Origin of the sequence: Paenibacillus agilis (genome assembly GCF_007786455.1) — a bacterium.
In the GTDB taxonomy this organism is placed as follows: domain Bacteria; phylum Bacillota; class Bacilli; order Paenibacillales; family Paenibacillaceae; genus Paenibacillus_B; species Paenibacillus_B agilis.
The window spans coordinates 693,609-718,486 of the sequence record NZ_VNJK01000001.1 but is presented as its reverse complement, the minus strand read 5'-3'; the positions used below and the strand labels follow the sequence as shown (position 1 = coordinate 718,486).

Below are 24,878 nucleotides of genomic sequence, written 5' to 3'. Positions count from 1 at the left end.
TATAACTCTAGTTGTAAACAAATGGTTATACACTTCTTTAATCGGAAGGATTTCCTATGACGTGAACATTTATGCATGGGACGAAAAAAATAAAACCCGCCCTATAAAAACATAGGACGGGTATATATTCAACTTACTTCTCTTCTGTTGGAACAGTTGGCAGTACGCGACGACGAATCTCGTCTTGAAGCTGCTCAACCGCTGCTTGAATGGACATGACACCAAGATCGCCTTCACCGCGCTTACGTACGGATACAGCTCCTTCGTTCTTCTCATTTTCACCAACAACGAGCATATACGTCACTTTTTCAAGCTGCGCTTCACGGATTTTGTACCCCAGCTTCTCATTGCGCAGATCTGCATCTACGCGAATGCCAGCTTCACGCATTTGCTCTGCAACTTCTTTCGCATACGCTTCATACGTTGGTGATACAGGAATTACTTTTGCTTGAATAGGAGCAAGCCAAAGCGGCAAGGAACCTGCGAAGTTCTCAAGCAAGAACGCAGTCATACGCTCCATTGTACTAATGATACCGCGGTGGATAACGACAGGACGATGCTTGTTGCCGTCTTCCCCTACATACTCAAGCTCGAAGCGCTCAGGAAGCAAGAAGTCGAGCTGAGCTGTCGAAAGCGTCTCTTCTTTACCTAGTGCTGTCTTGATCTGTACGTCCAGCTTCGGACCGTAGAACGCAGCTTCACCTTCTGCCTCATAGAATGGCAAACCAAGCTCTTCTACTACTTCACGAAGCATGCGTTGGGACATTTCCCACATAGCATCATCTTGGAAATACTTCTCTGTATCTTGTGGATCACGGTAGGAAAGACGGAAACGATATTCTTCAATACCGAAATCTTTATAAACGCGTTGGATCAACTGTACAACACGAGCAAATTCTTCTTTAATTTGATCTGGACGACAGAAAATATGTGCATCATTCAACGTCATTGCACGCACACGGTGCAAACCAGTCAAAGCTCCGGACATTTCATAGCGATGCATCGTACCCAACTCTGCAACACGGATCGGCAATTCACGATAGCTGTGCGGCTCGCTCTTGTACACCATCATATGGTGAGGACAGTTCATCGGGCGAAGCACAAGCTCTTCATTATCCATCGTCATTTTAGGGAACATATCTTCACTGTAGTGCTCCCAGTGACCAGAGATTTTGTACAATTCTACATTCGCCAATACTGGCGTGTAGACGTGGCTGTAGCCCAGACGCTCTTCCATATCTACGATGTAACGCTCCATTGTACGGCGCAATGTCGCACCATTCGGCAGCCAGATCGGAAGACCTTGTCCAACTTCACGAGAGAATGTAAAGATTTTAAGTTCTTTACCAAGCTTACGATGGTCACGTTTCTTCGCTTCTTCCAGAAGGCGCAAGTACTCATCCAATTGAGCTTTCTTCGGGAAAGCAGTACCGTAGATACGCTGAAGCATTTTGTTCTTGGAATCTCCGCGCCAGTATGCACCAGCAAGATTCAACAATTTGAACACTTTCAACTTGCTTGTAGATGGTACGTGAGATCCACGGCACAAATCAAAGAACTCGCCTTGATCGTAAATCGTAATTTCGGAATCTGCTGGCAGGTCATTAATCAACTCAAGTTTCAAGTTGTCACCTAGCTCCTCATAAATACGAAGCGCTTCTTCACGGGAAACAACGCGGCGGCGAATTGGCAAATTCTCAGAAACGATACGATCCATTTCCTTTTCAATCTTCTGCAAGTCTTCAGGCGTCAACGAAATGTCCATATCGATATCGTAGTAGAAACCATCTTCAATAACAGGACCGATACCTAGCTTCACATTCGCATCTTTGTACAAACGCTTAATCGCTTGAGCCATCAAGTGCGCTGTACTGTGACGAATCACTTCTAGTCCTTCTGCAGACTCAGGCATAATAATCTCTACTGCTGCATCTGCTTCGATTGCAGTGTACAAATCAACAACTTTGCCGTCCAATTTACCAGCGACTGCATTTTTCTTCAATCCGCTGCTAATGGAAGCAGCCACATCTTCAATTGTGCTTCCTTGTGCATATTCACGCACAGAACCATCAGGAAGTGTTACTTTTACGATAGACATCTTTATATCCCCCTTATTGATGAGTTGTTAAAACAGTATAGATAACCGACACTGCTCCACAACATTGACTACTGTACATGTTAACCCTCATGAGCACACAAAAAAACACCCATCCCATAAAAGGGACGAGTGTTGTTATATACCCGTGGTTCCACCCTCATTCAACAACATCAGCACTCTGTACTAAAAACAATACAATGCAACCATTTGCTGTCCTTGAGTCATTTGATATCGGAAATGAACCGTCGAACGTTACTACTGATGCATAACTGAAGATGTGAAAATGTTCAGTCCATCAAGTTCCCGCTCAAAGCTCAGAAGTGGTAAATGTAGATGTGTGCCGAAAGGATTTGCAGCCTTGATCCTTCTCTCTGTACGGTTCCATTCCGCATTCATGTCTTCGTCAACGCTATAACGTATTAATATCCGATATTATATGTGATTCAATCTGCTAGGTCAAGTGTTAAGCCTTTATCTGCAACAAAGAACGCCTGGCACGAACTGCAAAATTCGCATACATCGACTCTTGCTTCAAATATTTGCTGAATCGTCTTAATCACTTGAGACTCTGCATCACTCGTATGGATGACAATTCGTCCCGGGGATACGTTAATGAGCGTGCTCACAATCATATCCTCCATTTCCATATCACCATCAAGCATTTCCACAATCATACCTTCAACGACATGCACAGGCTCAAGCGGCTCCCATTTCTCATTCATCAGCTCAAATTCATGCCCGCCTTTATGCATAAGATGAGCAAGCGGAATTTTGGTATCCTGTATATACACAAAATATTTCAATAAACTGATAAATTCTTGATATTGCCGCTCCAAAATAAACTCATCTACTGCATATTCCACAACTTCCCGGAGCTCGGACAAGTAGCTCTCCAGCCGAAATCGTATAAACCCATCCAAATGCAATGTCGTGTGCTCAGACAAGTATGCTTGGATCATACGAACAAGTTTAGCTTTGCGACGATGCCTGGATTCTCGTCCGCCGATATCTTCAGCACCATTTAGCAAATGCATGCAATAGTCTTGTATTTTATCGTGTTCTGAGTCGTCAAGCTGCTTTACTTTTCGAATGATGGAACGAACGAGCGGTTCCTCTTTTACAGTCAATACATATTCCGCTACCGCTTGTGCTGCACTCTGCCATACTTGCTCTCCTTGGTTAGACAACTGAAACCCAGGAAGCACTCCTCTGCACGTAATCCAATCTAAAGAAGAAGACTGCCCTCCCTCCTCGATCAATACAGCTTGTGGATGTGTATGTAAATCGCCCAGTTCCTGTTGTAGCAAGCCGTTTAATTGCTGCGGCTCATGATTGTCAGCACGGGGAATGATGATGGTGAACAGTTCCATGAACTCACTCCTTTCTGTTCCTTATCAGTATATGGGGGGGAACAGAGAGATATACGAAGAGGGTTCTGGCAGTATAACCAAATTAAAAAAGGCCTCCCAGAAATCAATCTGGAAGACCTTAGGATATTAAATTTAAATAATCTAATTAGTTCTGCATAACAAAATCGCGCTCAACATTCGTTACGCCTTCTTCAAACACACGCAATATATCATACTTCGTATTACGCTGCGCTGGAATTTTGCCTGCCTCACGAATAAGACGAAGAATACTCTCAATATTTACTTTATGAGTGGCACCTGCTGCAGATACAACATTTTCTTCGATCATCGTGCTGCCGAAGTCATTACAGCCGAAGCTCAATGTCTTCTTACCAATCTCAGGCCCCATTGTTACCCAGGAGGACTGGAAGTTTGGAATATTATCCAAGAACAAGCGGCTGATCGCCAATGTTTTCAAATATTCTTCCGGACTCACACGTTCTGCCTTCATGTTCGTATTGTCTGGCTGGAATGTCCAAGGAATGAAAGCAAGGAATCCTTTAGAAGGATATTTCTGATCCAAGCATTCATCTTGTGCAATGCGCACCCGCTCCAAGTGAAGTGCGCGCTCTTCCATGGATTCACCAAATCCGATAACCATCGTAGCGGTTGTATTCATGCCTTCTCGATGCGCAGTCTGCATGACATCCATCCAGTCACGCCACGAGCCTTTTAGACGACTAATCTTGCGACGTGTGCGGTCATCAAGAATTTCAGCACCACCACCAGGCAAGGAATCAAGACCAGCCTCATGAATTTGTCGAACGACTTCTTCTAATGACAGCCCATTAGATACTTCCTTCATCTTCATAATCTCAGCAGGAGAGAAGGAATGCATCGTAATATTCGGGAAACGAACTTTGATCTCTTTAAGCAAGTCCGTATAATACGAGAACGGCAGATTCGGGTTCGTTCCACCCTGCATTAATATCTCAGTTCCACCAACGTCAATTGTTTCTTGAATCTTTTGGAAAATAACTTCATCAGGAAGTACATATCCTTCACCCGACTTCGGTGAGCGATAGAACGCACAGAAGCGGCAAAAAACATCACACACGTTCGTGTAGTTAATATTCCGTCCAATAACAAAAGTTGTAATTGGATCTGGATGCCACTTCTCCATGATTTTATTGGCTGCGTAGCCCATCTTCTCTATTTGGTCGGATTCAAACAGCGTGACACACTCATCCGAATTTATGCGTTCGCCGCGCAAAGCCTTGTCTAAAATGCGGTCAATCGATGAACTCATCGTTACCGTCACTTCCTCTCATGTTAGGATGTACGGAGACGACAGAAACAATCTGCCGAACATGAATGTTAACATGCAGGTTGGTATATGACCCTGATCTCGCGGGTCTATTTCGATTCCATAAACCAAGCCTGCCTTTCCTTCATCCTATCATAGTTTTCTTCATAAAAATACCCCTCCAGCTCCCTGCAAAACGTCATTTTGGTGTCAACTTTGCCATATATAAAAGGGTCGGAGGGGCTGTATTCAATTTGTTTTATCTGGATAACGACAAAGCTTGCTCCAAATCTGCAAGTAGATCATCAATATGTTCCAGACCCACAGAGAAGCGCAAAACTCCGTCTGTAATTCCTCTTTCCGCTCGTACATGCGGCGGCATAGCGGCATGTGACATCATAGCCGGATAAGACAAAATGCTTTCCACAGCTCCAAGGCTAACCGCTACAAGCGGAATCTGTACGGCATTGAGCACTTGCTTCGCACGCTCGCCAGAGCCGACATCAAACGAAACAACTGCGCCATAGCCAAGCGATTGACGCTCGTGAATTTCACGTCCTGGATGATTCGCTAATCCAGGATAGAATACTTGCGCGATATCATCCCGTTCACTTAGCCATTGCGCTAGCTTGCCTGCGCTTACCTCGCTATGACGCATACGAGCTTCAAGCGTCTTCATACCGCGCATAAGCAACCAGCTGTCTTGAACACCTAAGACGGTACCAAGACCATTTTGCAGCATTTTTACACGCTTCCCTAGTTCTTCATCGTTCGTCACCGCCAGCCCTGCTAGTACATCACTATGTCCGCCAAGGAATTTGGTTGCACTATGAAGAACAATATCGACCCCATGCTCAATTGGACGTTGATGGTACGGCGTCATAAAGGTATTATCGAGCAGCGTCAACAATCCTTTCGACTTCGCCCATGCGGTAACAGCGGCAATATCCGTTATTTTCAATGTAGGATTAGATGGCGTTTCCATATAAATCGCCTTTGTATTTGGACGATAGGCGGCTTCCACTTGATTTAGATCCGTCATATCCACAAATGTCGTTTCAATTTGCATCCGATTCAGAATTGAGGTTAGCAAACGATAGGTACCGCCATAAACATCTTCTGTCACGATCACGTGATCTCCAGCCGACAACAGCAGCAGCGTGGAAGAAATGGCCGCCATACCAGATGCAAATGCGAATCCACGTGTACCACCTTCTAATAAGGCAATATATCCTTCCAACGCTTCGCGTGTCGGATTACCCGAACGTGAATAATCATGAGCAGGAGGATTAAATATATCTTCATGATGGAACGTGCTCGCTTGATAAATCGGCACGCTTGATGCACCTGTATGTTCGCAAACTTCTTTGCCAAAGTGAATGAGCTTCGTAGAAAATTGATTGTGATCGCGGCTCATACCTACACCCCTTTTCCTTCAGCAACAGGTTCTTGTACAGCAGCTGCGTCAAGCTCAGCGATTTCTACCTTCGCTTTGCTCAATGCCTGGTCGAGATCCGCAATAAGGTCATCTACATGCTCAATACCAACAGAGAAACGTAGTAAACGATCATCCACACCAATGGCTTCGCGAATTTCTTGCGGGATGTCGGCATGTGTTTGAACAGCCGGGTATGTCATCAAAGATTCCACCCCACCTAGACTCTCTGCGAAAGCAATCAAACGAATATGACGCAAAATAGGCTCTACATAACGAGCATCTTGTAAACGGAAAGAGAAGATCCCCGTATTGCCTGACGATTGACGCTGCTGGATCTCATAACCAGGATGATCTTCCAATGCTGGATAGTATACCGCCTCAACAGATTCATGGTCACGAAGCCAAACTGCTAATCTTGTCGCATTGTATTCATGTCGCTCCATACGAATGGCAAGCGTCTTCATACCACGCATAAGCTGATAGGAATCAGCAGGGCTTAATGAAGCCCCGATTGAGTTGTGCAGGAACGCCATCTCCTCCGATAGTTCCTTGCCCTTGGTTACAATTAATCCTGCCAGCACATCATTATGTCCGCCCAAATATTTCGTCGCGCTATGTACGACAATATCAGCCCCTAGCTCTAATGGACGTTGGAAAAATGGTGTTAGTAATGTATTATCTACGATCGTCAGCAAGTTGTGGGACTTCGCCCATTTAGCAACGGCTTCAACATCGGTAATCATCATCAATGGATTCGTAGGCGTCTCGATCAGAACCGCCTTCGTAGCTGGCGTACGCACAGCTTCCATAGCTTCGATATCATTTGTATCTACATAAGAAGCGTCCACACCAAAGCGCTTCATAATGCGCTCCAGCAAGCGATACGTTCCTCCGTATAAATCTAGAGAGACGATCAAATGATCGCCTTGGCTGAAAAGGGCAAAGACGGTTTGAAGCGCCGCCATGCCCGAACTACAGGCAAAGCCTGCATCTCCACGCTCTAACAATGCTGCCGCATCCTCAAGTACGGAACGAGTCGGATTTTTTGTACGCGTATAGTCAAATCCTGTACTTTGACCAAGACGAGGATGACGATATGCTGTCGCATGATAAATCGGATAAGTTACCGCACCTGTCTTCGGCTCTGATATAGAGCCTATTTGCGCTAATTGACTTTCAATTTTATATTCCTTCTCATCACGTTCAATCATTTTGCTCCCGCTCCTTCCATCCGATCAGCTGCCGTACCAAGTTGGAATGGTGTCTCTTGGTAGACATAATAGTTCAACCAATTTGAGAACAACAAATTCGCATGTGCTCTCCAAGTAGAATAAGGACGCTTAGTTGGATCGTCATTTGGATAATAGTTGACCGGAACATCCATTTCCATGCCTTTTTGAATATCACGGTCATATTCCCATTTCAACGTCTCCGCGTCATATTCGGAATGACCTGTAACGAAAACTTGCTTGCCGTCTTTGCTAGCCGCCAAATATACCCCGGCTTCTTCGGACGTAGATATGATCTCCAAGCCTGGCGCTTTCTCCATATCCTCTACACGGACTTCCGTATGACGAGATTGCGGCACGAGGAACTGTTCGTCGAAGCCGCGAGTAAGACGAGTATTTTGCTTACAAAGCGTATGATAGAATACACCGAAACACTTCTTCTCCAACGGATGCTTAGGAACACCAAAGTGGTAATACAAGCCTGCTTGAGAAGCCCAACATATGTGCAGTGTCGATGTCACATGATGTTTAGACCATTCCATGATCTTGCATAGCTCCTGCCAATACGTCACTTCATGAAATTCCAATTGTTCGACTGGAGCTCCCGTAATCACTAAACCGTCGAATAACTCATCTTGTATATCTTCAAATGTTTTGTAAAACGATGTTAAATGCTCAGCGGATGTATTTTTAGAAGTATGTGTTGCCGGATGGAGCAGTGTAACATCGACTTGCAAAGGAGTATTTCCAATTAGTCGCAACAGCTGCGTCTCCGTCGTTTCTTTAGTTGGCATCAAATTCAAAATGATAATCTTTAGAGGTCGAATATCTTGTTGATAAGCACGTGTCTCATCCATCACAAAAATATTCTCTTGGGACAAAATTTCTTTAGCCGGCAAATGATCAGGAACCTTAATTGGCATAACGAAAACCTCCTACATCGATATGTCGTCCCTCATCTTGGACACCATGTTTAGCACAATCTGTTTAGAGGAGAAGTCACGGTGGTAATGAAACAAAAAAGACCTTTCTCAAATTGAGAAAGGTCGCGACTTATACATACTAGCGCCTCTCTCATCTCTCAGAACGACCAATGTCTACGAACATCGGTATCCTGCAAGAATTAGCACCGTTGCGCTTCGCATAAGCTAACGCCGGTTGCCGGGTATCATCGGGCTTGTCCCTCCACCTACTCTTGATAAGATTGCATATGTTATGGAATTGTCTTCATGTGGACTTGGTAATAATTTAAGGCATGGGAAATGATTCCGTCAAGGGGGAAGAACCAAAAATCGCAAAAAAACATACAGTAGTACTGTCTACTTATGGAATTCAATAGCTTGATCGTAACGAAATATACGTATATGTCTATTGTTTGGTTCTTGAAACAAGGCAATCAAGCCGTATATACTAGACAAGTGCAATTTGCACAAATAAGAGGAAAGACACAAATAGCAGAGGTGAGTTCGCATGGAAGGCGACCCGAGGATGAGCTGTCGCGATTACGGACAACCGAATATGACGATTCGACGAGGACGTGTTGCTTTTGCTCACGGTTGTCGTCCAATGTTCGTGGGCACATTATGTTTGTGTCACCTTTATGCTTAGTCTGGTTTCTCTCATGCATTGATTAGATGTAATGTCTGTAATTAAGCGAAGGCAAGACGAACGGGCCGACATCACTCTGGTGAATCGTCAAGTACAAGACGACACAAGCTACCAATGCAAGGTGGCAAGAAGGAGTGATTATGATGAAGATTCGTCTCGTCAACGAAGGTATATTTACACCAATTGATGACATTCATACCACATTAACCGCACCAGAAGAAGGTTTTTATTGGATTGATGCGGATTTGGATGACCTTGTCATACTCCAGCCGTTATTTCAAATGCACGACTTGGCTGTAGAGGACTGTCTAAATGATGAAGAACAGCGCCCGAAGATGGAAATTTATGAAGGCCATTATTTTATCGTGATCAACAGCATTCGATTTGACGATGAAGAAATATTTCTTCGCGCATTGAATATATTTTTGGGCAAGCACTATATCATTACCATCACCAAACAAAAAATTAACGAACTCCGCACAGTTAAGCCTCTCTTGTGGGAACAGGAAGTAAGCTCGGCTGACCGGATGCTATATCTTGTTATAGATACAGTTGTAGATAGCTACTTCAAAGTTGCTGATCGGATTGAAGCAAAGATCGAGAACTTGGAAGAAGAAGTGCTCGTCAATGCTAAAAAATCGCATTTGAACGAAATCATCAGTCTGCGTAGCGAAATATTGTGGGTGAAGAAAGAATTAGCACCTCAGAAGGAACTTTTGCTCGTTCTTTACCGCAAAGATTTGCGTTTAATTGATGATAACTTGCAGAAATATTTTAGAGATATTTATGAAGATGCAGTTAAAGTTGCCGAAACATTCGATACGTTCCGCGACTTAATGGCTAACTTACGAGAATCTTATCAATCCAGCATTGCTAACCGCGCGAATGAAATCATGCGTGTATTTACAGCAATGACGACGATATTCATGCCACTGACGTTCATTACCGGTATATACGGAATGAACTTCGATAATATCCCATTTATTCATTATAAATATGGGGCCGTGTTCCTAATTGGATTTATGTTCATGTTAGGGACCATCATGTTGGTCTGGTTCAAAAAGAAAGACTGGCTCTAATAAATGGACAATGCCCGCGATAACGCGGGCTTTTTTGTATAGTTGGAATAGTAAATGTGCTATGTAACATTTCATTTCGATTCGCTCATATTCTCGTTTCATAAGAAGTCATAATAATTACTAAAGCACTATACGGCCTTCGCTTCAACATCCATTCGCAACTTCGTAGAATTGTGTCGCTGTCGCGTGGAGCCTTGTTCCGTACGACCAAGATTGCGTACCTGCATACGGATGAGTCGAATATATTCGTAGCGTCGTTGAATAACTGCAGAGACTTCCTTTAACGCTTCTTGACCAAATATTTGAATATAGATCGGTTTCAAATAATCCATCCCCATCTCTTGCAGCGAATCTTCAATCCGACTGCGCGTCTCAGCATCGATCTCGCTCAGTACATGATCGGCATATGACATCATATCATACCCTTCTTCGGACAATGCTTCGATACGAACAAGCAACTCTCGACGATCAACATTTAAACGTTCCATCATTACTTCGGGCTCCAATTTCAGCTGAACAGCTTCAATTAGCGTTCGTTTATCTACAAGACGATTTAATTCGCCCGACATCTTCTGTTCTTCCTGCTGATATACCCACTGCAGAAATGCCGCAGGACCTACCGCTGCACTTACCCAATCCAATGGGAAAGTCGTCCTGCGTGGAACCGGTGCAGTAATCGCAAGAATGGCTTCGCCATAGGCATGAACTTTCGCCTCTCCAAAACCAGGAAGTTGCTTTAGCTCTTCAAGTGTTTGCGGTACGAATGCACTCACAAGCCTTAGCATACGATTCGTCGTAATCCAGTATGGGGCACGGCGAATGGAAGAAGCCACTTCTTTGCGCCACTGCACTAGCTTATGATACAGCTCATCATCTACATTGAGATCGCCAAAGCAATGAATCCATTCGTTGCGCTCCTTCATCCGACGTTCATGCTGCTGCGTATCTGGCGTAAATCCAAGTGTTGGCTGATAGCCTTTGCGCATTAAGCTAGCCACACCGCGTCTTAGCGCTGCGCACATTTCTGCCCATATTTCGCCTTCGTACCAAGTAGAATTGGCATCCTCTGTGTGATGAGTCCACTCTCCGTCTTGTTCCCATAAAACAAGCCACTTTCCTTCTTCTTCGCCAACTGTAACTAAACCGCTCTGTACTTGTCCGGACACTTCCGTCTTTTCTAAACGCGACATCCACACAATAATCATGTTCATTCTCCTTTTCATCCTAATAATATGTCATTCGTAACACATCACAACGAAGGAATGATACACAAAAAAAAGAAGCACCTCTCCCATGTCGTCAGACATAAAAGAGGTGCTTCCTCATTCCGGTTATGAATTTATTTCCATTATAGGCAATCGCATTATTACTGTCAATGATCTCAATCTATCTAACCCACGAAGATTCCCTATTCAACTCTGCTTGTGCTATGATGTAACGTATTGAGAATGAGGAGGTACCAACCTTATGAGTGCTGAGCCATTGGATTTCTTATCAGACTTTACCGAAAATACATCCACCCGCTTTGTCACGTTCATCGGTGAAAGCATGCATCGTTTTGATTTAGCAGTCACAACAACAAGCCGCTTCTACGGCAAGAAGCTTGTAACTGATCTCCAATCAGGATTGACCGCTATTCTTGGACAAGACGACCTTGAAGAGGAAGGTTATTTAGAATCATTTTATCGCCTTGAAGATGATGCAGCAGAAGATTTGCGCAGATTCTTAACACTCGTCGTAGGAGAAGCACATTTTACAGATTAATCTCTGGCGTTGTACGGCATATGTAACATATGTACAGCACTGCTATGTTTAACACCACTATACGAACATAACAAGAGCCTAATCGCCTTGGAAATGATGGAGTAGTTATACTTGCATCACTTCTAGCGCGACTAGGCTCTTTACCCAATCCATTTGTTATTTAGGTTGTTTAAACAGGAGTACATTGCTGAGCAGTCTTCCTGGTGAAGTAATCACTTTATTGTTTGCATATAAACCTGTTGAAGCTCCCCCATCCAAGTTCATCGCCTGCTTAGCACCAAGCTGCTTCCATACTTCAGCCCACTGCTTCATCGTAGCACTGCCTGTTGTCGCAAGCATAATCGAACCATCTGGCATAATGCCAATCCCGCTTCGAGTAGCGGACAAGGTAAGTATTTTGTCTTGCTGGAAACCTTCTGCCGCTGGTTGAAGCGCGACACGGCCATCTTTCACTAAACGAGGCCCTGCTCCTACCGCGGTCTGAACGTCTTGCCAGTCAATTGCTTGTCCGTCTTTGTTCGTATATTCGAAGGCTTGTGTTACTTTGTCGCCTTTCTTGAAACGCTCCGCCATCTTCTTCTCTTTACCTGTATAGACGAGTACATAACCATCTTTAGGGATCGGAACATTTTGTCCGCTAGTCACCGAAGTTACTTGCCCATTGCGAACGGTAACCGCATTGCCATAAGCAAATCCGAGATGAGAACCCCGCATAGGCGTAAACATTATGGCTAAAGAGCTATTTTTAGCTGGTGTCCGATTGACGAAATAAGCATACCAGCCTTGCTCACGCGCCGTCTTCTCATTCGTAACGGTTCCACGCAATTTAATCCGCAGCGTGTCCATCAAGACAGATCCATCTTTTCGGAATCCAATTGTAGTTCCGTGGTTGCCCACATGCTCGATACGACCGTTAATGATAACCGTACCCCATGGCTCAGGTGCGCCATTGTACGCTTCAAAGAAAGTCGCATTAATACCTGCAACTGCTTGATGATTGCGCATCATTTCATTCAAGCTGGCAGCTGCCCCATACTTTCCTTTACCAAATGCAGCAACAGGCACATAGCCTTTAGGAACATGTACCGTCTGTACTGGGATCGAACGACTTCCAACCTTAACAGACTTAGAGGATACGCGTGGTGCAGCTAATTTAGGTTTACTAGCGATGGCAGCAGGGCTTGCAACTTGCCCTCCAATATTGCTGGTTGCTAGGGGAACTGCATACGCATTCATACCCGGCACGAGCAGCATCGTTAGTGCCGCTACCATAGTTATTGATTTAAGTACGCGATGTTTACGATTAGACGTTTCCTTGTGCATTTCATCTCTACCTTCCAAGTATATACTCATATGTACATATAGTATAAACAAAAAGACAGCACATGTCTTCCAAAATGTGCTGTCTTTATAAAGTACCTCATGTATTAAGAGGTCATACCCAAATAAGAAATCATGTTTTTCATTTCCAAACGCTCGAACATCGTTCCAACTTGATCTCGATTAGGCTCGAAAAGACAGGATTCAATTTCACATTGCAGTGGAACATCGCATTCAATACGAGCTAAGGAACGAGACAGATGCATCATTTCAATATCAGCTTCAATCTTCGTTCGAACCCCTTTAGCCAACTCAGACAAATTCTCCAGTATGCCTTCAATGCTTCCATACTGTTGAATAAGCTTCATGGCCGTCTTCTCTCCGATGCCTCGTACACCGGGATAGTTGTCTGATGGATCACCCATGAGTGCCTTCACATCAATCACTTGCTCGGATGTCAGTTGGCGCTCCTCCATTAAGTAATCAGGGCTATACACGGCATAGTTGCCTTGTCCTTTTTTCATAATGATTACTTTTGTATATTCATGAACCAACTGCAGCATATCCTGGTCACCTGTCAATACCATCACATTGAATTGTTCACGATACTGACGAGCCAGCGTACCAATACAATCGTCAGCCTCATAACCTTCACGAGAGATATTAGGAATACCGAAGGAATCCATCACATCTCGAATAAGTTGGAACTGCGGCACAAGATCATCAGGACATTCTGGACGATTCGCTTTATAATCGGTAAATTGCTCTGAACGGAACGTCTTGCTGCTTAAATCCCAACAACAAGCGATATGTGTCGGTTCAAAACGCTGTACAGCGTCCCAGAAATAGCGCATAAAACCGAAGACAGCATTCGTAGCTGTGCCATCTTGCATGCGACGTATTGATCCGCCATAGGCTGTCGCATAATAAGCTCTAAATAATAAAGCCATCCCGTCGACTAGAAGCAGGGAAGGTCTTTGTTCATTCATTTCATTTGCATTCATCGTTGTAGGCGGCTCCTCTCTACTGTGGTTGCATTTGTTTCTGCATGAGTAGATGATTGTCCAACTACTGCTATTGCGGCAGCAGCCTAAAGGCTGCTTGCTCTGTTACTATGCATTCAACTCAATTAGTATAACATAGGTACCCTGCTCGATCCGATAGAGGATGTTGCCAATATACCTATACAATTACACTTACTATCATCACTATTTTACTATTATGACCAGGCTTCCGCATATTGCTCTTCTTTAAAGCCAATCGTTGTCTTCTGGCCATCCGTAACAATAGGACGCTTCAACAGCTTTCCATTTTCCGACAATAGCTTAAGCTGTTCTTCAACTGACATCCCCGGCAGCTTGTCCTTCAATTGCAACGCTTTGTATACCTCACCAGACGTGTTAAACCATTTCTTAAGTTCCAAGCCACTGCTGGCTACAAGTTTCTCCAACTCCTGAACCGTAGGAGGCTCTTCTACAATTGGAATTTGCTTGACGTTATGGCCTTGATCCTTGAGCCATTTTACGGCTTTGCGGCATGTACTGCATTTAGAATATTCATAAATAGTTAAATCCACGGTTCATTCTCCTCTCAAATGTGCTCATACGGTTATCTATTACATTTCATTAGTTGTCCACGTTACTATTCCAGTCCCTTTTCTAGCTCCTGCTCCAATTGAGCCAAATCCGATGGCAGCGGTGCCGTAAAACATACTCGTTCGCCGGTCATCGGATGATAGAAATGAAGCTCTGCTGCATGTAAGGCATGGCGCTTCATTGATGTACGCAAATTCGCGTCTGGGTTATAAAATTTATCCCCAATGAGCGGGCAGCCAATATGCTGCATATGAACACGGATTTGGTGCGTTCGTCCGGTCTCTAGCACACATTTAATCTTTGCCGCCTTGCCATGATAACTAGCAATGGTCTCGTAATGAGTCGTTGACGGATACCCTTCAGGTGTGACAATTCGCAAATGACGCTCCTCTGGATTACGATCAATAGGGGCATGGACAGTCCCTTCCGGTGGTTGGGGAGCTCCTTCTACATAGGCAACATAACGCTTAAATACGTCTCCTCGCTGTAACTGCTCGGACAATTGCTGATGAGCGTAAGCATGCTTTGCGATAAGTAATACACCCGATGTTTCCTGATCCAATCGATGCACAGGTCGAAAACGTGTCTGCTCACCTCGGCTACGCCAATAATGGACGATGCCATTTGCTAACGTGCCGTTTGGAAAACCGTACGTAGGATGCACAACCAGATGTGGCGGCTTATGAACGACAAGAATATCTTGATCTTCAAAAATGACCTCAATAGGTATCGGCTCAGGCTGGATGCTTTCCACTTGAGGTTCTGCAATACGTACGCGAACGACATCTCCTGCCTGCAGCGGCTTATGACCGTAGGTAGAGCTTCCATTTACCGTTAGCCCTCCCTCGACCCGCTTCAAGCGCGTGATAAGCCGTCTTGACATATTTAAGCGGGAAAGAAGCACCGTGCGGAGCATAATACCTGCTTCCTCTTCAGAGACACAATAGGTTAGCTCGGCAGCATCCCATGTCTCAGGCTGTACATCTGAAAGTTCCTCTGTACGATTGTCACCATGCTTCTCATCGAAATAATTACTCATGCTGCTCCTTCTCCACTCGGCTGCGAAATACGTGAGCACTCCTTGCATATTCCACATCTTCTACTTCCATCAATCCATTTGCTCGTCGAGCCGCTGTAAAGAAATAATCAGACAAGCGATTCACATACTTCAGTACTTCTTGATGGATAGACTCCTGATGAGACAATGTCACAATGCTGCGTTCCGCACGTCTGCATACTGTCCGACACACATGAAGTGCAGCTGCTGCTGGATGACCTCCTGGCAAAATAAATCGCGTCAAAGGAGCATTGTCTGCCTCATGCTGATCAATCCACTTCTCTAGATTCGTCACCATCTGCGAAGTAACTTTGAACACAGCTTTCCCTTGAGACTCATCAGCAAAGGCAAGATCCGATCCACAGTCAAACAACTCATGCTGGATTTGCAGCAATTGTTCACGAAGCCCATGCAATCGTTCATCATTGCAAGCTGCATGTGCAACTGCAGTAAATGCATTCAGTTCATCTAATTCTCCATACGTATGTACTCGGATATGATCCTTGGCTACGCGCCCACCCTTTAGGGCCGTTAGTCCTTTGTCACCCGTTCGTGTATAAATATTCATCCGATCAGCTCCTTGCTCTCCTTGGTTGTCACAGTAACAGTAACAGTAAACTTATAAATGAATCTTTACGACCATACAGTCATACCTAACGACTATCCGCGAAACTTGTTCCCACGCAATTCGTGGGCTAGCCCCGCACTCATACGGAACCATTGATGCGATTGTTCTGCGAGCATGCGATTAAATTGTGCAAGCTGCACGTGATAGCAGCGTTCACGTTTCGTCATAAAAGGGGTTATCATCCCTGGATCACCAGTTACGACGAATAACTTCCCTTGATAGGAAGAAACGGCATATTCTAATAGGAGACGCTTTTCAGTCATGAACTGCTCATATTGGTCATCTGACAAATTTCCTTGCTCTAACAGCTGCTCATGTACTGCCGTAAAATATCGATCAGCCCCATCAATAACAACGACTCTACGATCGGCCCTGAACACATTGGATTCACGATTAATAACGTCCATAACTTGCGGCAATAACGTATCCGCCTTCACTGTTTTCCAGCGGAAGCCACGTTCCCCTTCGAATGCCTCTTGCTCAGGTGACGAGGAACTGCCAACCACAACAAAAAGGCCTTCTCTGCCAAAGGACGCCGCATAACGGAGTACAAAAGACGTCTTGCCGCTAGCGACATGGCCCGTAACTCCGATTATCATATGTCATCCCTCCGTCCAGCCTTATCCATAACCATTAAGCAAATTCCATCCCCATTTATCATGATGTATCGTCTCAAGCTGCACGTGCTCTATTTATTAACGACCTTCCAACACCTTCAATAGTTCCATGGATTGATCAGCATTCGGCGTATGTATAGGTACCACCAGTGACAGTCCGTCTGCAGGAAGCCCTAGCTTCTTCACTCCTGCCAACTTATCAGCAGGTAAAGCAAATAAATGAGTTTCTACAACATTAGTGTTAGAATCCCCTTGTTCCTTCACAACGATACCATCCATTACGCCTTCTGGATATGTATTGCTATCGAAATGTTTATCAATCGGCAGTGCTCCTCCATTTTTGACATAACCTTGTATGTCTTCGGTAGGAGCTAAAATAAGACTATTTTCACCTACCATAAACTCTACCATCAGCTTCTGATGGCTATAAGTTGGAGCAACAACAACATCCACGGTAAACTTGTCTTTGAACTGATCATTCAAGCTGGTTTCTACCGAATCTACAACTTCGGCTGGCAGCGTAGTATGGTTCATAATAAACATCGTCACATCCGCTTTTTCCTTGCCACAACCGCTTAACATAGCTACAAACAGAAGTATCAGCACTGCGCTAATGATTCCCCTCTTCTGTCTACACATGATGGCGTCTCCTCTCCCCTATACAAATCACCATAATTCATTTCATCATACCATACAACTTGCATGCAAAAAAAGAAGACCCCTTAAGGGGTCTCTTATGGATAAGTTTTGTAAATATTAGATTTCATATATTCATTGATCTTGATATCAAGCATACTGCTGATTTCAATTACATTATGTGCCGTAAATGATTGTTCTTCTTGAAACATTTGCTCCATCTGCTTGCGAAGTAGACAGATTTCTTGCTCAAGCATAAGCAGCTTTGACGAAACGTCCCTTGTTCTGCCCGACCATTTCGGATGATCGTTCTCGTCTCGAAATATGGAATGTGTATAACGGTTTAACGTAAAATCCGAACAAAACAAGCCTTTTCCCCCCTTCGCTGCTAAGCATGTAACGGGATCATTTCATTTATTCCATTAGATGAAACAAATGTAAAGATCCGTGTTATATTATAGCAGACAAAAACAAGGGAAACCAGTTTTTTCTATCATATCCAGCACCGTTTTCACATTTCATGTTTGATTTTCGCCACAATTTTCCCCATACGTTCTATTGCTTCCGTCAATTGCGCAACAGATGTCGCATAGGAGCAACGAATGAATCCTTCGCCGCCTTTACCAAACACATTACCCGGCACCGCAGCTACTTTCCCTTCGAACAACAATCGTTCTGCAAAGGCCTCAGAAGACAATCCAGTCGATTCAATCGACGGGAATGCATAAAATGCCCCTTGCGGTTCATGACAATCTAAGCCTATTTCTCTAAATCCTTTAACAACTAGCCTTCTACGCATGTTGTAGGACTCTACCATTCGATCTTTTTCTTCCTTACCATTTTTCAAAGCTTCAAGCGCAGCAATTTGACCCATAACAGGGGCACACATGACCGTATATTGATGAATCTTCAACATGGCATCGATTAGGTCGCGATGTCCACAAGCATATCCCATACGCCAGCCCGTCATAGCAAATGCTTTTGAGAAACCGCTTACTAGAATCGTACGATCTTTCATTCCTGGTAGTGAAGCAAAGCTTACATGCTTTTGATCATATGTCAATTCTGCATAAATTTCATCCGAGATAACGATAAGATCATTCTCTTGAGCGATTTTAGCAATTGGCAAATAGTCCTCATAAGTCATCGTACCGCCCGTTGGATTGCTCGGGAAACAAAGAATAAGTACTTTTGACTTCGGTGTAATTGCCGCTTGTAGAGCCTCAGCTGTCAGCTTGAACTCATCTTTAGCCGTTGTCTCAATACCTACCGGAACACCACCGCCAATAGAAATAATCGGTGAGTAGGATATGTAGCTTGGCTCGGGAATAAGAATTTCGTCCCCAGGATTAACAAGGGCGCGCAGTGCCAAATCAATCGCTTCTGAACCGCCCACTGTCACCATAATTTCATTTGCAGGGTTATATTCAACGTGGAACGAATCGTTCAAGTACTGCCCGATCTCCTCACGCAGCTCAGGAATACCCGCATTGGACGTATACTTTGTCATACCACGCTCTAACGAGTACACGCACGCCTCACGCACATGCCAAGGTGTACAGAAATCAGGCTCACCAACACCCAGTGTAATAATATCTTTACTACCGCTTACCAAATCAAAAAATTTGCGAATACCGGATGGCGGAATCGATCGAACTAACGGATTAATATAATGCTTCATACCGGTAGGATTCTCCGCCTTCACTGATTGGTTTACCATCGTTCAGTCACCTCACGGAGAAATAGCAAGACGGTGATCTTCCTCGTGCTCTTCGAAGATAATTCCATCCTGCTTATATTTTTTGAGAATAAAATGCGTCTTCGTCGAAAGAACAGCCTCAAGAGGCGATAACTTATCAGACACAAACGAAGCGACTTCTCTTAAGTGCTTGCCTTCAACCTCAACAAGCAGGTCATAGGCGCCAGACATTAAATAAACAGACTTCACTTGCGGGAACAAATAGATACGCTCGGCAATGCTATCAAAGCCACGCCCACGTTCAGGCGTAATTTGAACTTCTATAAGTGCAGTAACCTTTTCCTCTTCCACCTTGCTCCAGTTCACTACAGTGGCGTATTTCACGATAACATGATCATCTTCCAATTCCTTGATCGCCACGCGAACCTCTTCTTCTCCCACACCTAACAAAGTTGCGATCAGGTCAGAAGAACGACGCGCATCTTCCTTCAACAGCTGTAAAATGTTTACCTTTAATTCGCTTAGCTCATTCATCTCTTGATCCTCCTGCGATGCTCTGGCGCTTTAACTTTGTAAACCGAGCGCGCATCGTTAGTCGTGATATGAAATTATGATACACCCAATACATCTTATTGCCAACAACGTTCAGAGATATATACCTATTTTTATATAAAAAATACCCCCATCTTGCAATTAAGCCACATTTTGCAACTTAATTTACAAGATTGGGAGTACTTCAATTGTTCTGCTTATTGCTGCACCTGATACGGATTATACACATGTGCACCATATGGAGAATAATAAGCTGCATGATGCCCATGAATGGGCTCTTGATGATGGCCTTGAGAGGCGTGCTGCTGTTGTCCATGCTGCTGTGAATGCGCAGGGTGTGCAAACTTCTGTTTGACAAGTTGGCTCGTCTGCTGCAGCATTTTCTGACTCGATTGCAGCTGCTTCTGCACTTCTTTTTGCTGCACAGGGGAAGGAGTTTCGTACATATTGTGCTGAGACATAAAATAATACAAATTTCCTTGCAGCGTCAATGTTCGATTCGTTAGATCGGTAAACAATTGACGTACGGCTACACAATTCGCTTCTGTTGCTGCCGTTGTGTACTCACTTACGGTTCGCTTAAGATCTGCCAGTATCGTATAGAGCAAATCTTTATCCGGCAAGAACTGTTGAGATTTATGTGGCATGTGACCAAATCCTTTTCCGAAAAAGTAGTAAGTCTAATACAGGTCGTTCATCACCGCAACTTATTCAGACTATCTATCCTTGAGGCTGTGCTGGAGCCAGCTGTACATGCTGTTGAAGCGATTCATGGAGCATATTATAGTGCTGCTGATGTGCGTTTGCTTCCTGTGCTAGAAATTGATATACAGCCTGATTCGATGTCTGTGAAGCTGCAGCCGCACATTGCTTGAGCAATAAATCTTCGTTCGTTAAGCAATCCACAACGTATTCTAATTCTTTACTCGTTAAAGGCTGCATCTGGCCTCCGAAATGAGTCATCCTTATTTCTCCTTTCTGATTATTCTTTTGTGTATTATGAGCGATTTAACAGGGAAATATGTAGAGCGAAAGGAGAGAATGAGGATGGATCTGAAGGCCGGTTCGTTGGCTTGGCCTGTGACGTTGGAGCAAATAATCGCATATCCGCCTATGGGTCAGGATGAAGAGTGTGACATCGTCGTAGTTGGAGGCGGAATGAGCGGAGCTCTCACTGCCTATGAATTAAGCCGCCAAGGCTATCAAACGATTGTCGTGGACAAGCGGAGCATAGGAACGGGTAGTACTTGTGCGAACACAGGATTGCTTCAATTTTGCAATGATAAGATGCTGACTGCATGTATCCATACTTTCGGCAAAGAAAGCGGCGTGCGATTCTATACCTTGTGTAAGCAAGCTGTACAGCGATTATTAGATATAAAAAAAGATTTGATTATCGATCCTGAGCTTTACGAACGAAGCAGCTTGTACTATGCAAGCACGGAAAAAGATGTGCCTATACTGGAACAAGAGTTTAACACACTGTCTACTTATGGATTTCCTGTTGAATGGTGGGATAAAGAAAAAATACAACAGCATTTTGGATTTACGAAGCCCGCTGCCTTAATTACGCATGGAGATGCGGAAGTAAATCCATTTCGAATGGTACATGCCTTGTTAGAAACTTCTGTAGCGAAATACAACCTTCGCATATTTGAGCACACACGTATTGTAAGGCACCAAACAGAGCAACCGAATGAAATTATTTTATACACAGACCAAGGATATCAAATTAAAGCGCGGCATGTCGTGTTTGCAATGGGTTATGAAACACAGGAGATGAAGCATGATCGGAATGCAGTGATAGAAAGTACTTATGCGATCGTTACGAAGCCAATCCCCCACTTAGAGCAGCTATGGCATAAGCGAATGCTTATTTGGGAAACAGCACGACCTTATTTGTATATGCGGACAACACCAGACAATCGCATCGTAGCAGGCGGGCTGGATGAAGGCACAACCATTATTGAAGAACGGGATCGGATGCTGCCAAACAAATCGAAACAGCTCGTCCAAGAAATCGAGCAGCTGTTTCCAGCCATCGCTCCTATTGAAGCTGAGTATGAATGGACCGCCTTGTTTGGTTCCACTCATGATGGATACCCGATGATCGGGCCTCATCCCAAGTATATGAATTGTACCTTTATCGAAGTTTACGGAGGAAATGGAACCGTGTATAGCTCGATCGCTGCAAGTATGATCATTGACTTCGTGGAAAATGGAACTCATCCTGACGCGAAGTTGTTCACCTTCCAACGTTCCAATCACCCTTCTCCTCCTCATTAATCAATCTTGTCATGGTTGGCATCACTGGAGGCTGGTCTTTAATCGGTACAATATTTACTCCGACCATCATTCACGAAACGTAAAAATGGCTCCTTTATCAGGGAGCCATTTTGTGCATCTAGAACTACAATTTCGTTGTAATAAACGGCCGCATTAACAACGAACTGATCAAAGGCATGCAGCCGATAATAGCTAAATATAAAATAATCATCCAAGATTGCTCCGACCACCACACTACACCGATGAACATCGTAATACTAAGTATTCGCCCCAAGCAAAGCCCGCATTCCCTTAGTACGGTGAGCTCGACTCTATTACTTGCCGCTTCATCATCTCTTCCCATCAAATCAAAGATGGATGAGGTCATTGGGACGATGAACAAAGGTGAGAAAGAAGACATGATCAATCCGTACAACAGCAAGCTAATATAATTTACACCGAACAGCAAAGGAACTACAGCTGCTCCCATGCAAATCGTTCCGATTAGCATCGTTTTAGCGCGCCACACCCCTGACAGCCATTTTCCAACGACATAAAATACAACTAATGAGGCAAAGGAAGTAAGCATTGTATACGTGCCAAGCTTCAACTCATTACTGGTCGCAATATATACAAGCAGGCCAATTAAAAACATATACACGCCGTCCCTTAAACCTTGTGCCATCATAGCAAAAAATGCTGCTCTCCATGGGCTGTTTTTATCACGCCATGCGTGCAGTGGAACTGTCCAATCGAAAGATGCACCCGGTGGTCTCTTCGATAACTTGAAGCTTAACAGTATGCCACAGGCAAAAATAAATAGAGACACACTGAACATCATTTTGTAACCTGTCGGTCCATACGCAGTGATGACTAATCCCGATAACCAAGGAGCAATCATCGTACAAGAAGAGGCCACAATACCCGCCCCACCATTATACGAGTCGCGTGTGTACGCATTGGTTACCTCAAAATAAATAACGTTGTAAGCAAGCCAAAAACACCCTAACGAAGATCCAAGTACGATACCAAGCAATTCAACACAATGTATCGAATATTCTCCCAACACAAGCACTAGCGTGTAAAATGCGCCAGACAGGACCATGCCCGCCCGCAGCCAAATCATTTTATTTTTTTCCTTAACCCATTTGCCTCCTAATAAGAAGACTGCGCCCAAAGATAGCTGCTGAACAAGAGCAAACCATCCTATGAGCGCGTAATCGGGTTTTATTTTCCATAAGTATATATTTACATATGTGCCGGAGCATGCGTTAGCCAACGCAAACAAACTGTATACAGCAAACAGCAGTTTAGTCTGGTTGTCCCACTGTGTTGTTGGCATGAGTTAACCTCCCCCTTCACAGCTGCTAAGTAGGTTACTTATAACATACCCTGAAGGGAGAACACCCATGAACAACAGGCTTAAGGTAGATTACACCTTTTCGTTGTTCGCTTCCGATTCATTCATTTCTTGCAATTTTACAGTCATCGCTTCACGTCCTGTATGATTCAGCATGCGCTGTACATGGAAGCAAGACGTACACACATATACATCCAGCTTAAACGGTGCCGTCAACAATGGCTGACGCATTCCTTCGTGCACATGCGGCTCAAAGGAGCTGCCCGATACTGTCTCTTGACCTGCAAGCAGCATGTATTCGCGGCAATGCGAACATTCTGGCACATCAACTTGATGATGAATCAGCTTATCTGCGCTTTCTTGCAGCTTCAGCTTATCGGGACTTCCCCATTGCATGTTGTCTTCATCCCAGCCGAAATTGGACCAGCCTTTATTATCCTCGCCTGCTGTTCCATTTTCCTCAGCTTCCATTCTGCGAAGCTTCTTGTCATCCTCATCAATTTCCAAATCCACAGAAAGGGAACGATAAGCATTGAGCTCATTCAAACAATGCGGACATTCCTCTTCTGGTCCTAGCACTTCATCCCATACGATTTCCGTATCACACCACGGACATACTTGTGTTGACATATTCTTTCTACCTACCTCTCTTGCTAAGCACTGCAAACAAATAATTGCTAATAGCAGTCCTTCAACAAACCTTTTTATGTTAAGCGTATTCGATCCAATAATAAATACCTATTGCCAAAAAGAGCGCCGCAAGGGCGAATAATGTTCCCCACAAATATTTCATCTCGGCAACCTCCGTTTATTTCCCCATCTTGCCATCTGGAACGAAGTCATTAGGCATTAAGTTTCCAAGCTTGCTCCTATAATGTAAGACAGTGAAATGGATATAACCATCGCAAGAAATCCTACTGCACGGTTATCTCGTTCAATTTCTTCATCCAGTTTAAAAAATGGCATCAAAAATCCGAACAAAAAGTAAGCCGACAGCAATAAAACATATCCTAGTACGGCCCACTGCAGTGACGTATACAGCGAATCATAGGATTGGATGCCGAAACGAAAAATGTTGCATATCCCAAAAATTTTGCCACCCGTTGCCATAGCTACGCTCATATTACCGCGTTTGATCTCATCCCAGCATTTATAGCGTGTGACCGCTTCAAACAATACGAGCAGAACGATAAGCGCCAAGCAAGCTACCGAGAAATAAGCGAACATCTTAAAGTAAGGGTTTAGCAACCACTCTCCGACTAACGTTTCCATGTTCTT

25 protein-coding genes and 1 riboswitch are annotated in these 24,878 nt (G+C 44.1%); of the genes, 3 read left to right on the top strand and 22 right to left on the bottom strand.

Translation table 11 applies throughout. The features are described 5' to 3' along the window. Positions 1 to 133: 133 nt before the first annotated feature. The 6 genes from thrS to metA form a co-directional block, all read right to left on the bottom strand. The gene (gene thrS, locus FPZ44_RS03150) at positions 134 to 2,098 is read right to left on the bottom strand and encodes a threonine--tRNA ligase (protein WP_144987316.1); all 1,965 of its coding nucleotides are present in this window, start codon (positions 2,096 to 2,098) and stop codon (positions 134 to 136) included. Positions 2,099 to 2,541: 443 nt separating this feature from the next. Then, positions 2,542 to 3,468 carry a putative sporulation protein YtxC gene (gene ytxC / locus FPZ44_RS03145; RefSeq protein WP_144987314.1) on the bottom strand — a complete coding sequence of 309 codons (927 nt, stop codon included), beginning with the start codon at positions 3,466 to 3,468 and terminating at the stop codon, positions 2,542 to 2,544. 145 nt (positions 3,469 to 3,613) lie between these two features. Then, entirely contained in the window at positions 3,614 to 4,756 is a 1,143-nt protein-coding gene (gene mqnC / locus FPZ44_RS03140) for a cyclic dehypoxanthinyl futalosine synthase (protein ID WP_144987312.1), read from the bottom strand. Positions 4,757 to 5,012: 256 nt separating this feature from the next. After that, positions 5,013 to 6,170 (bottom strand): trans-sulfuration enzyme family protein, encoded by a 1,158-nt coding sequence (locus FPZ44_RS03135; RefSeq protein ID WP_144987310.1) that lies wholly within the window; start codon positions 6,168 to 6,170, stop codon positions 5,013 to 5,015. 2 nt (positions 6,171 to 6,172) lie between these two features. Beyond that, the gene (locus FPZ44_RS03130) at positions 6,173 to 7,402 is read right to left on the bottom strand and encodes an aminotransferase class I/II-fold pyridoxal phosphate-dependent enzyme (RefSeq protein ID WP_144987308.1); all 1,230 of its coding nucleotides are present in this window, start codon (positions 7,400 to 7,402) and stop codon (positions 6,173 to 6,175) included. Beyond that, positions 7,399 to 8,343 (bottom strand): homoserine O-acetyltransferase MetA, encoded by a 945-nt coding sequence (gene metA, locus FPZ44_RS03125; protein ID WP_144987306.1) that lies wholly within the window; start codon positions 8,341 to 8,343, stop codon positions 7,399 to 7,401. The genes FPZ44_RS03130 and metA overlap by 4 nt, the downstream gene beginning before the upstream one ends. Before the next feature lie 148 nt (positions 8,344 to 8,491). Next, positions 8,492 to 8,625, bottom strand: a riboswitch (SAM riboswitch). Between the two features lie 546 nt (positions 8,626 to 9,171). Between metA and corA the strand changes: the two genes are divergently transcribed. Continuing rightward, positions 9,172 to 10,107 (top strand): magnesium/cobalt transporter CorA, encoded by a 936-nt coding sequence (gene corA, locus FPZ44_RS03120; RefSeq protein WP_144991655.1) that lies wholly within the window; start codon positions 9,172 to 9,174, stop codon positions 10,105 to 10,107. Between the two features lie 128 nt (positions 10,108 to 10,235). Here the strand turns inward: corA and FPZ44_RS03115 are convergent, their stop codons facing one another. Further along, entirely contained in the window at positions 10,236 to 11,312 is a 1,077-nt protein-coding gene (locus FPZ44_RS03115; protein ID WP_144987304.1) for an HRDC domain-containing protein, read from the bottom strand. A gap of 262 nt (positions 11,313 to 11,574) precedes the next feature. Between FPZ44_RS03115 and FPZ44_RS03110 the strand changes: the two genes are divergently transcribed. Then, on the top strand, positions 11,575 to 11,871 hold the full coding sequence (locus tag FPZ44_RS03110) for a DUF3055 domain-containing protein (RefSeq protein WP_144987302.1): 297 nt from the start codon (positions 11,575 to 11,577) through the stop codon (positions 11,869 to 11,871). 156 nt (positions 11,872 to 12,027) lie between these two features. On the opposite strand, the gene FPZ44_RS03105 is transcribed toward FPZ44_RS03110, so the two are convergent. The 12 genes from FPZ44_RS03105 to FPZ44_RS03050 all read right to left on the bottom strand — a co-directional run bounded on the left by FPZ44_RS03105 (position 12,028) and on the right by FPZ44_RS03050 (position 20,938). Further along, the gene (locus FPZ44_RS03105; RefSeq protein ID WP_144987300.1) at positions 12,028 to 13,194 is read right to left on the bottom strand and encodes a phosphodiester glycosidase family protein; all 1,167 of its coding nucleotides are present in this window, start codon (positions 13,192 to 13,194) and stop codon (positions 12,028 to 12,030) included. 104 nt (positions 13,195 to 13,298) lie between these two features. After that, on the bottom strand, positions 13,299 to 14,195 hold the full coding sequence (locus FPZ44_RS03100; protein WP_261378186.1) for a 5'-3' exonuclease: 897 nt from the start codon (positions 14,193 to 14,195) through the stop codon (positions 13,299 to 13,301). A gap of 215 nt (positions 14,196 to 14,410) precedes the next feature. Beyond that, entirely contained in the window at positions 14,411 to 14,767 is a 357-nt protein-coding gene (locus tag FPZ44_RS03095) for an arsenate reductase family protein (RefSeq protein ID WP_144987298.1), read from the bottom strand. A 65-nt stretch (positions 14,768 to 14,832) separates the two neighbouring features. Beyond that, entirely contained in the window at positions 14,833 to 15,825 is a 993-nt protein-coding gene (locus tag FPZ44_RS03090) for an RluA family pseudouridine synthase (protein ID WP_144987296.1), read from the bottom strand. After that, the gene (locus FPZ44_RS03085; RefSeq protein WP_144987294.1) at positions 15,818 to 16,411 is read right to left on the bottom strand and encodes a cob(I)yrinic acid a,c-diamide adenosyltransferase; all 594 of its coding nucleotides are present in this window, start codon (positions 16,409 to 16,411) and stop codon (positions 15,818 to 15,820) included. The genes FPZ44_RS03090 and FPZ44_RS03085 overlap by 8 nt, the downstream gene beginning before the upstream one ends. Positions 16,412 to 16,503: 92 nt before the next feature. Continuing rightward, positions 16,504 to 17,070, bottom strand: a complete 567-nt coding sequence (locus FPZ44_RS03080; RefSeq protein WP_144987292.1) for a bifunctional adenosylcobinamide kinase/adenosylcobinamide-phosphate guanylyltransferase — start codon at positions 17,068 to 17,070, stop codon at positions 16,504 to 16,506. Positions 17,071 to 17,166: 96 nt separating this feature from the next. After that, the gene (locus tag FPZ44_RS03075) at positions 17,167 to 17,727 is read right to left on the bottom strand and encodes a hypothetical protein (RefSeq protein ID WP_144987290.1); all 561 of its coding nucleotides are present in this window, start codon (positions 17,725 to 17,727) and stop codon (positions 17,167 to 17,169) included. 95 nt (positions 17,728 to 17,822) lie between these two features. Continuing rightward, the gene (locus tag FPZ44_RS26720; protein ID WP_261378185.1) at positions 17,823 to 18,092 is read right to left on the bottom strand and encodes an aspartyl-phosphate phosphatase Spo0E family protein; all 270 of its coding nucleotides are present in this window, start codon (positions 18,090 to 18,092) and stop codon (positions 17,823 to 17,825) included. Between the two features lie 143 nt (positions 18,093 to 18,235). Continuing rightward, a complete protein-coding gene (locus tag FPZ44_RS03065; RefSeq protein WP_144987288.1) occupies positions 18,236 to 19,444 on the bottom strand; it encodes an aminotransferase class I/II-fold pyridoxal phosphate-dependent enzyme in 1,209 nt (402 codons plus the stop codon). 12 nt (positions 19,445 to 19,456) lie between these two features. Beyond that, positions 19,457 to 19,957, bottom strand: coding sequence for an Lrp/AsnC family transcriptional regulator (locus FPZ44_RS03060; RefSeq protein ID WP_144987286.1), 501 nt, complete (start codon positions 19,955 to 19,957; stop codon positions 19,457 to 19,459). A 215-nt stretch (positions 19,958 to 20,172) separates the two neighbouring features. Continuing rightward, the gene (locus FPZ44_RS03055) at positions 20,173 to 20,622 is read right to left on the bottom strand and encodes a spore coat protein (protein ID WP_144987284.1); all 450 of its coding nucleotides are present in this window, start codon (positions 20,620 to 20,622) and stop codon (positions 20,173 to 20,175) included. A gap of 73 nt (positions 20,623 to 20,695) precedes the next feature. Further along, positions 20,696 to 20,938: a hypothetical protein gene (locus FPZ44_RS03050; RefSeq protein ID WP_144987282.1), complete on the bottom strand. Its 243-nt coding sequence runs from the start codon at positions 20,936 to 20,938 to the stop codon at positions 20,696 to 20,698. An 84-nt stretch (positions 20,939 to 21,022) separates the two neighbouring features. Here FPZ44_RS03050 and FPZ44_RS03045 point away from each other — a divergent pair, with 84 nt between their 5' ends. Then, positions 21,023 to 22,261 (top strand): NAD(P)/FAD-dependent oxidoreductase, encoded by a 1,239-nt coding sequence (locus FPZ44_RS03045; RefSeq protein ID WP_144987280.1) that lies wholly within the window; start codon positions 21,023 to 21,025, stop codon positions 22,259 to 22,261. Positions 22,262 to 22,385: 124 nt separating this feature from the next. Here FPZ44_RS03045 and FPZ44_RS03040 read toward each other — a convergent pair whose 3' ends face one another. From FPZ44_RS03040 to FPZ44_RS03030, 3 genes are all read right to left on the bottom strand, one after another. Next, positions 22,386 to 23,582, bottom strand: a complete 1,197-nt coding sequence (locus FPZ44_RS03040) for an MFS transporter (protein ID WP_144987278.1) — start codon at positions 23,580 to 23,582, stop codon at positions 22,386 to 22,388. A 90-nt stretch (positions 23,583 to 23,672) separates the two neighbouring features. Further along, positions 23,673 to 24,230, bottom strand: a complete 558-nt coding sequence (locus FPZ44_RS03035; RefSeq protein ID WP_144987276.1) for a hypothetical protein — start codon at positions 24,228 to 24,230, stop codon at positions 23,673 to 23,675. Positions 24,231 to 24,449: 219 nt separating this feature from the next. Continuing rightward, positions 24,450 to 24,872, bottom strand: a complete 423-nt coding sequence (locus FPZ44_RS03030; protein WP_144987274.1) for a DUF350 domain-containing protein — start codon at positions 24,870 to 24,872, stop codon at positions 24,450 to 24,452. Positions 24,873 to 24,878 lie beyond the last annotated feature (6 nt).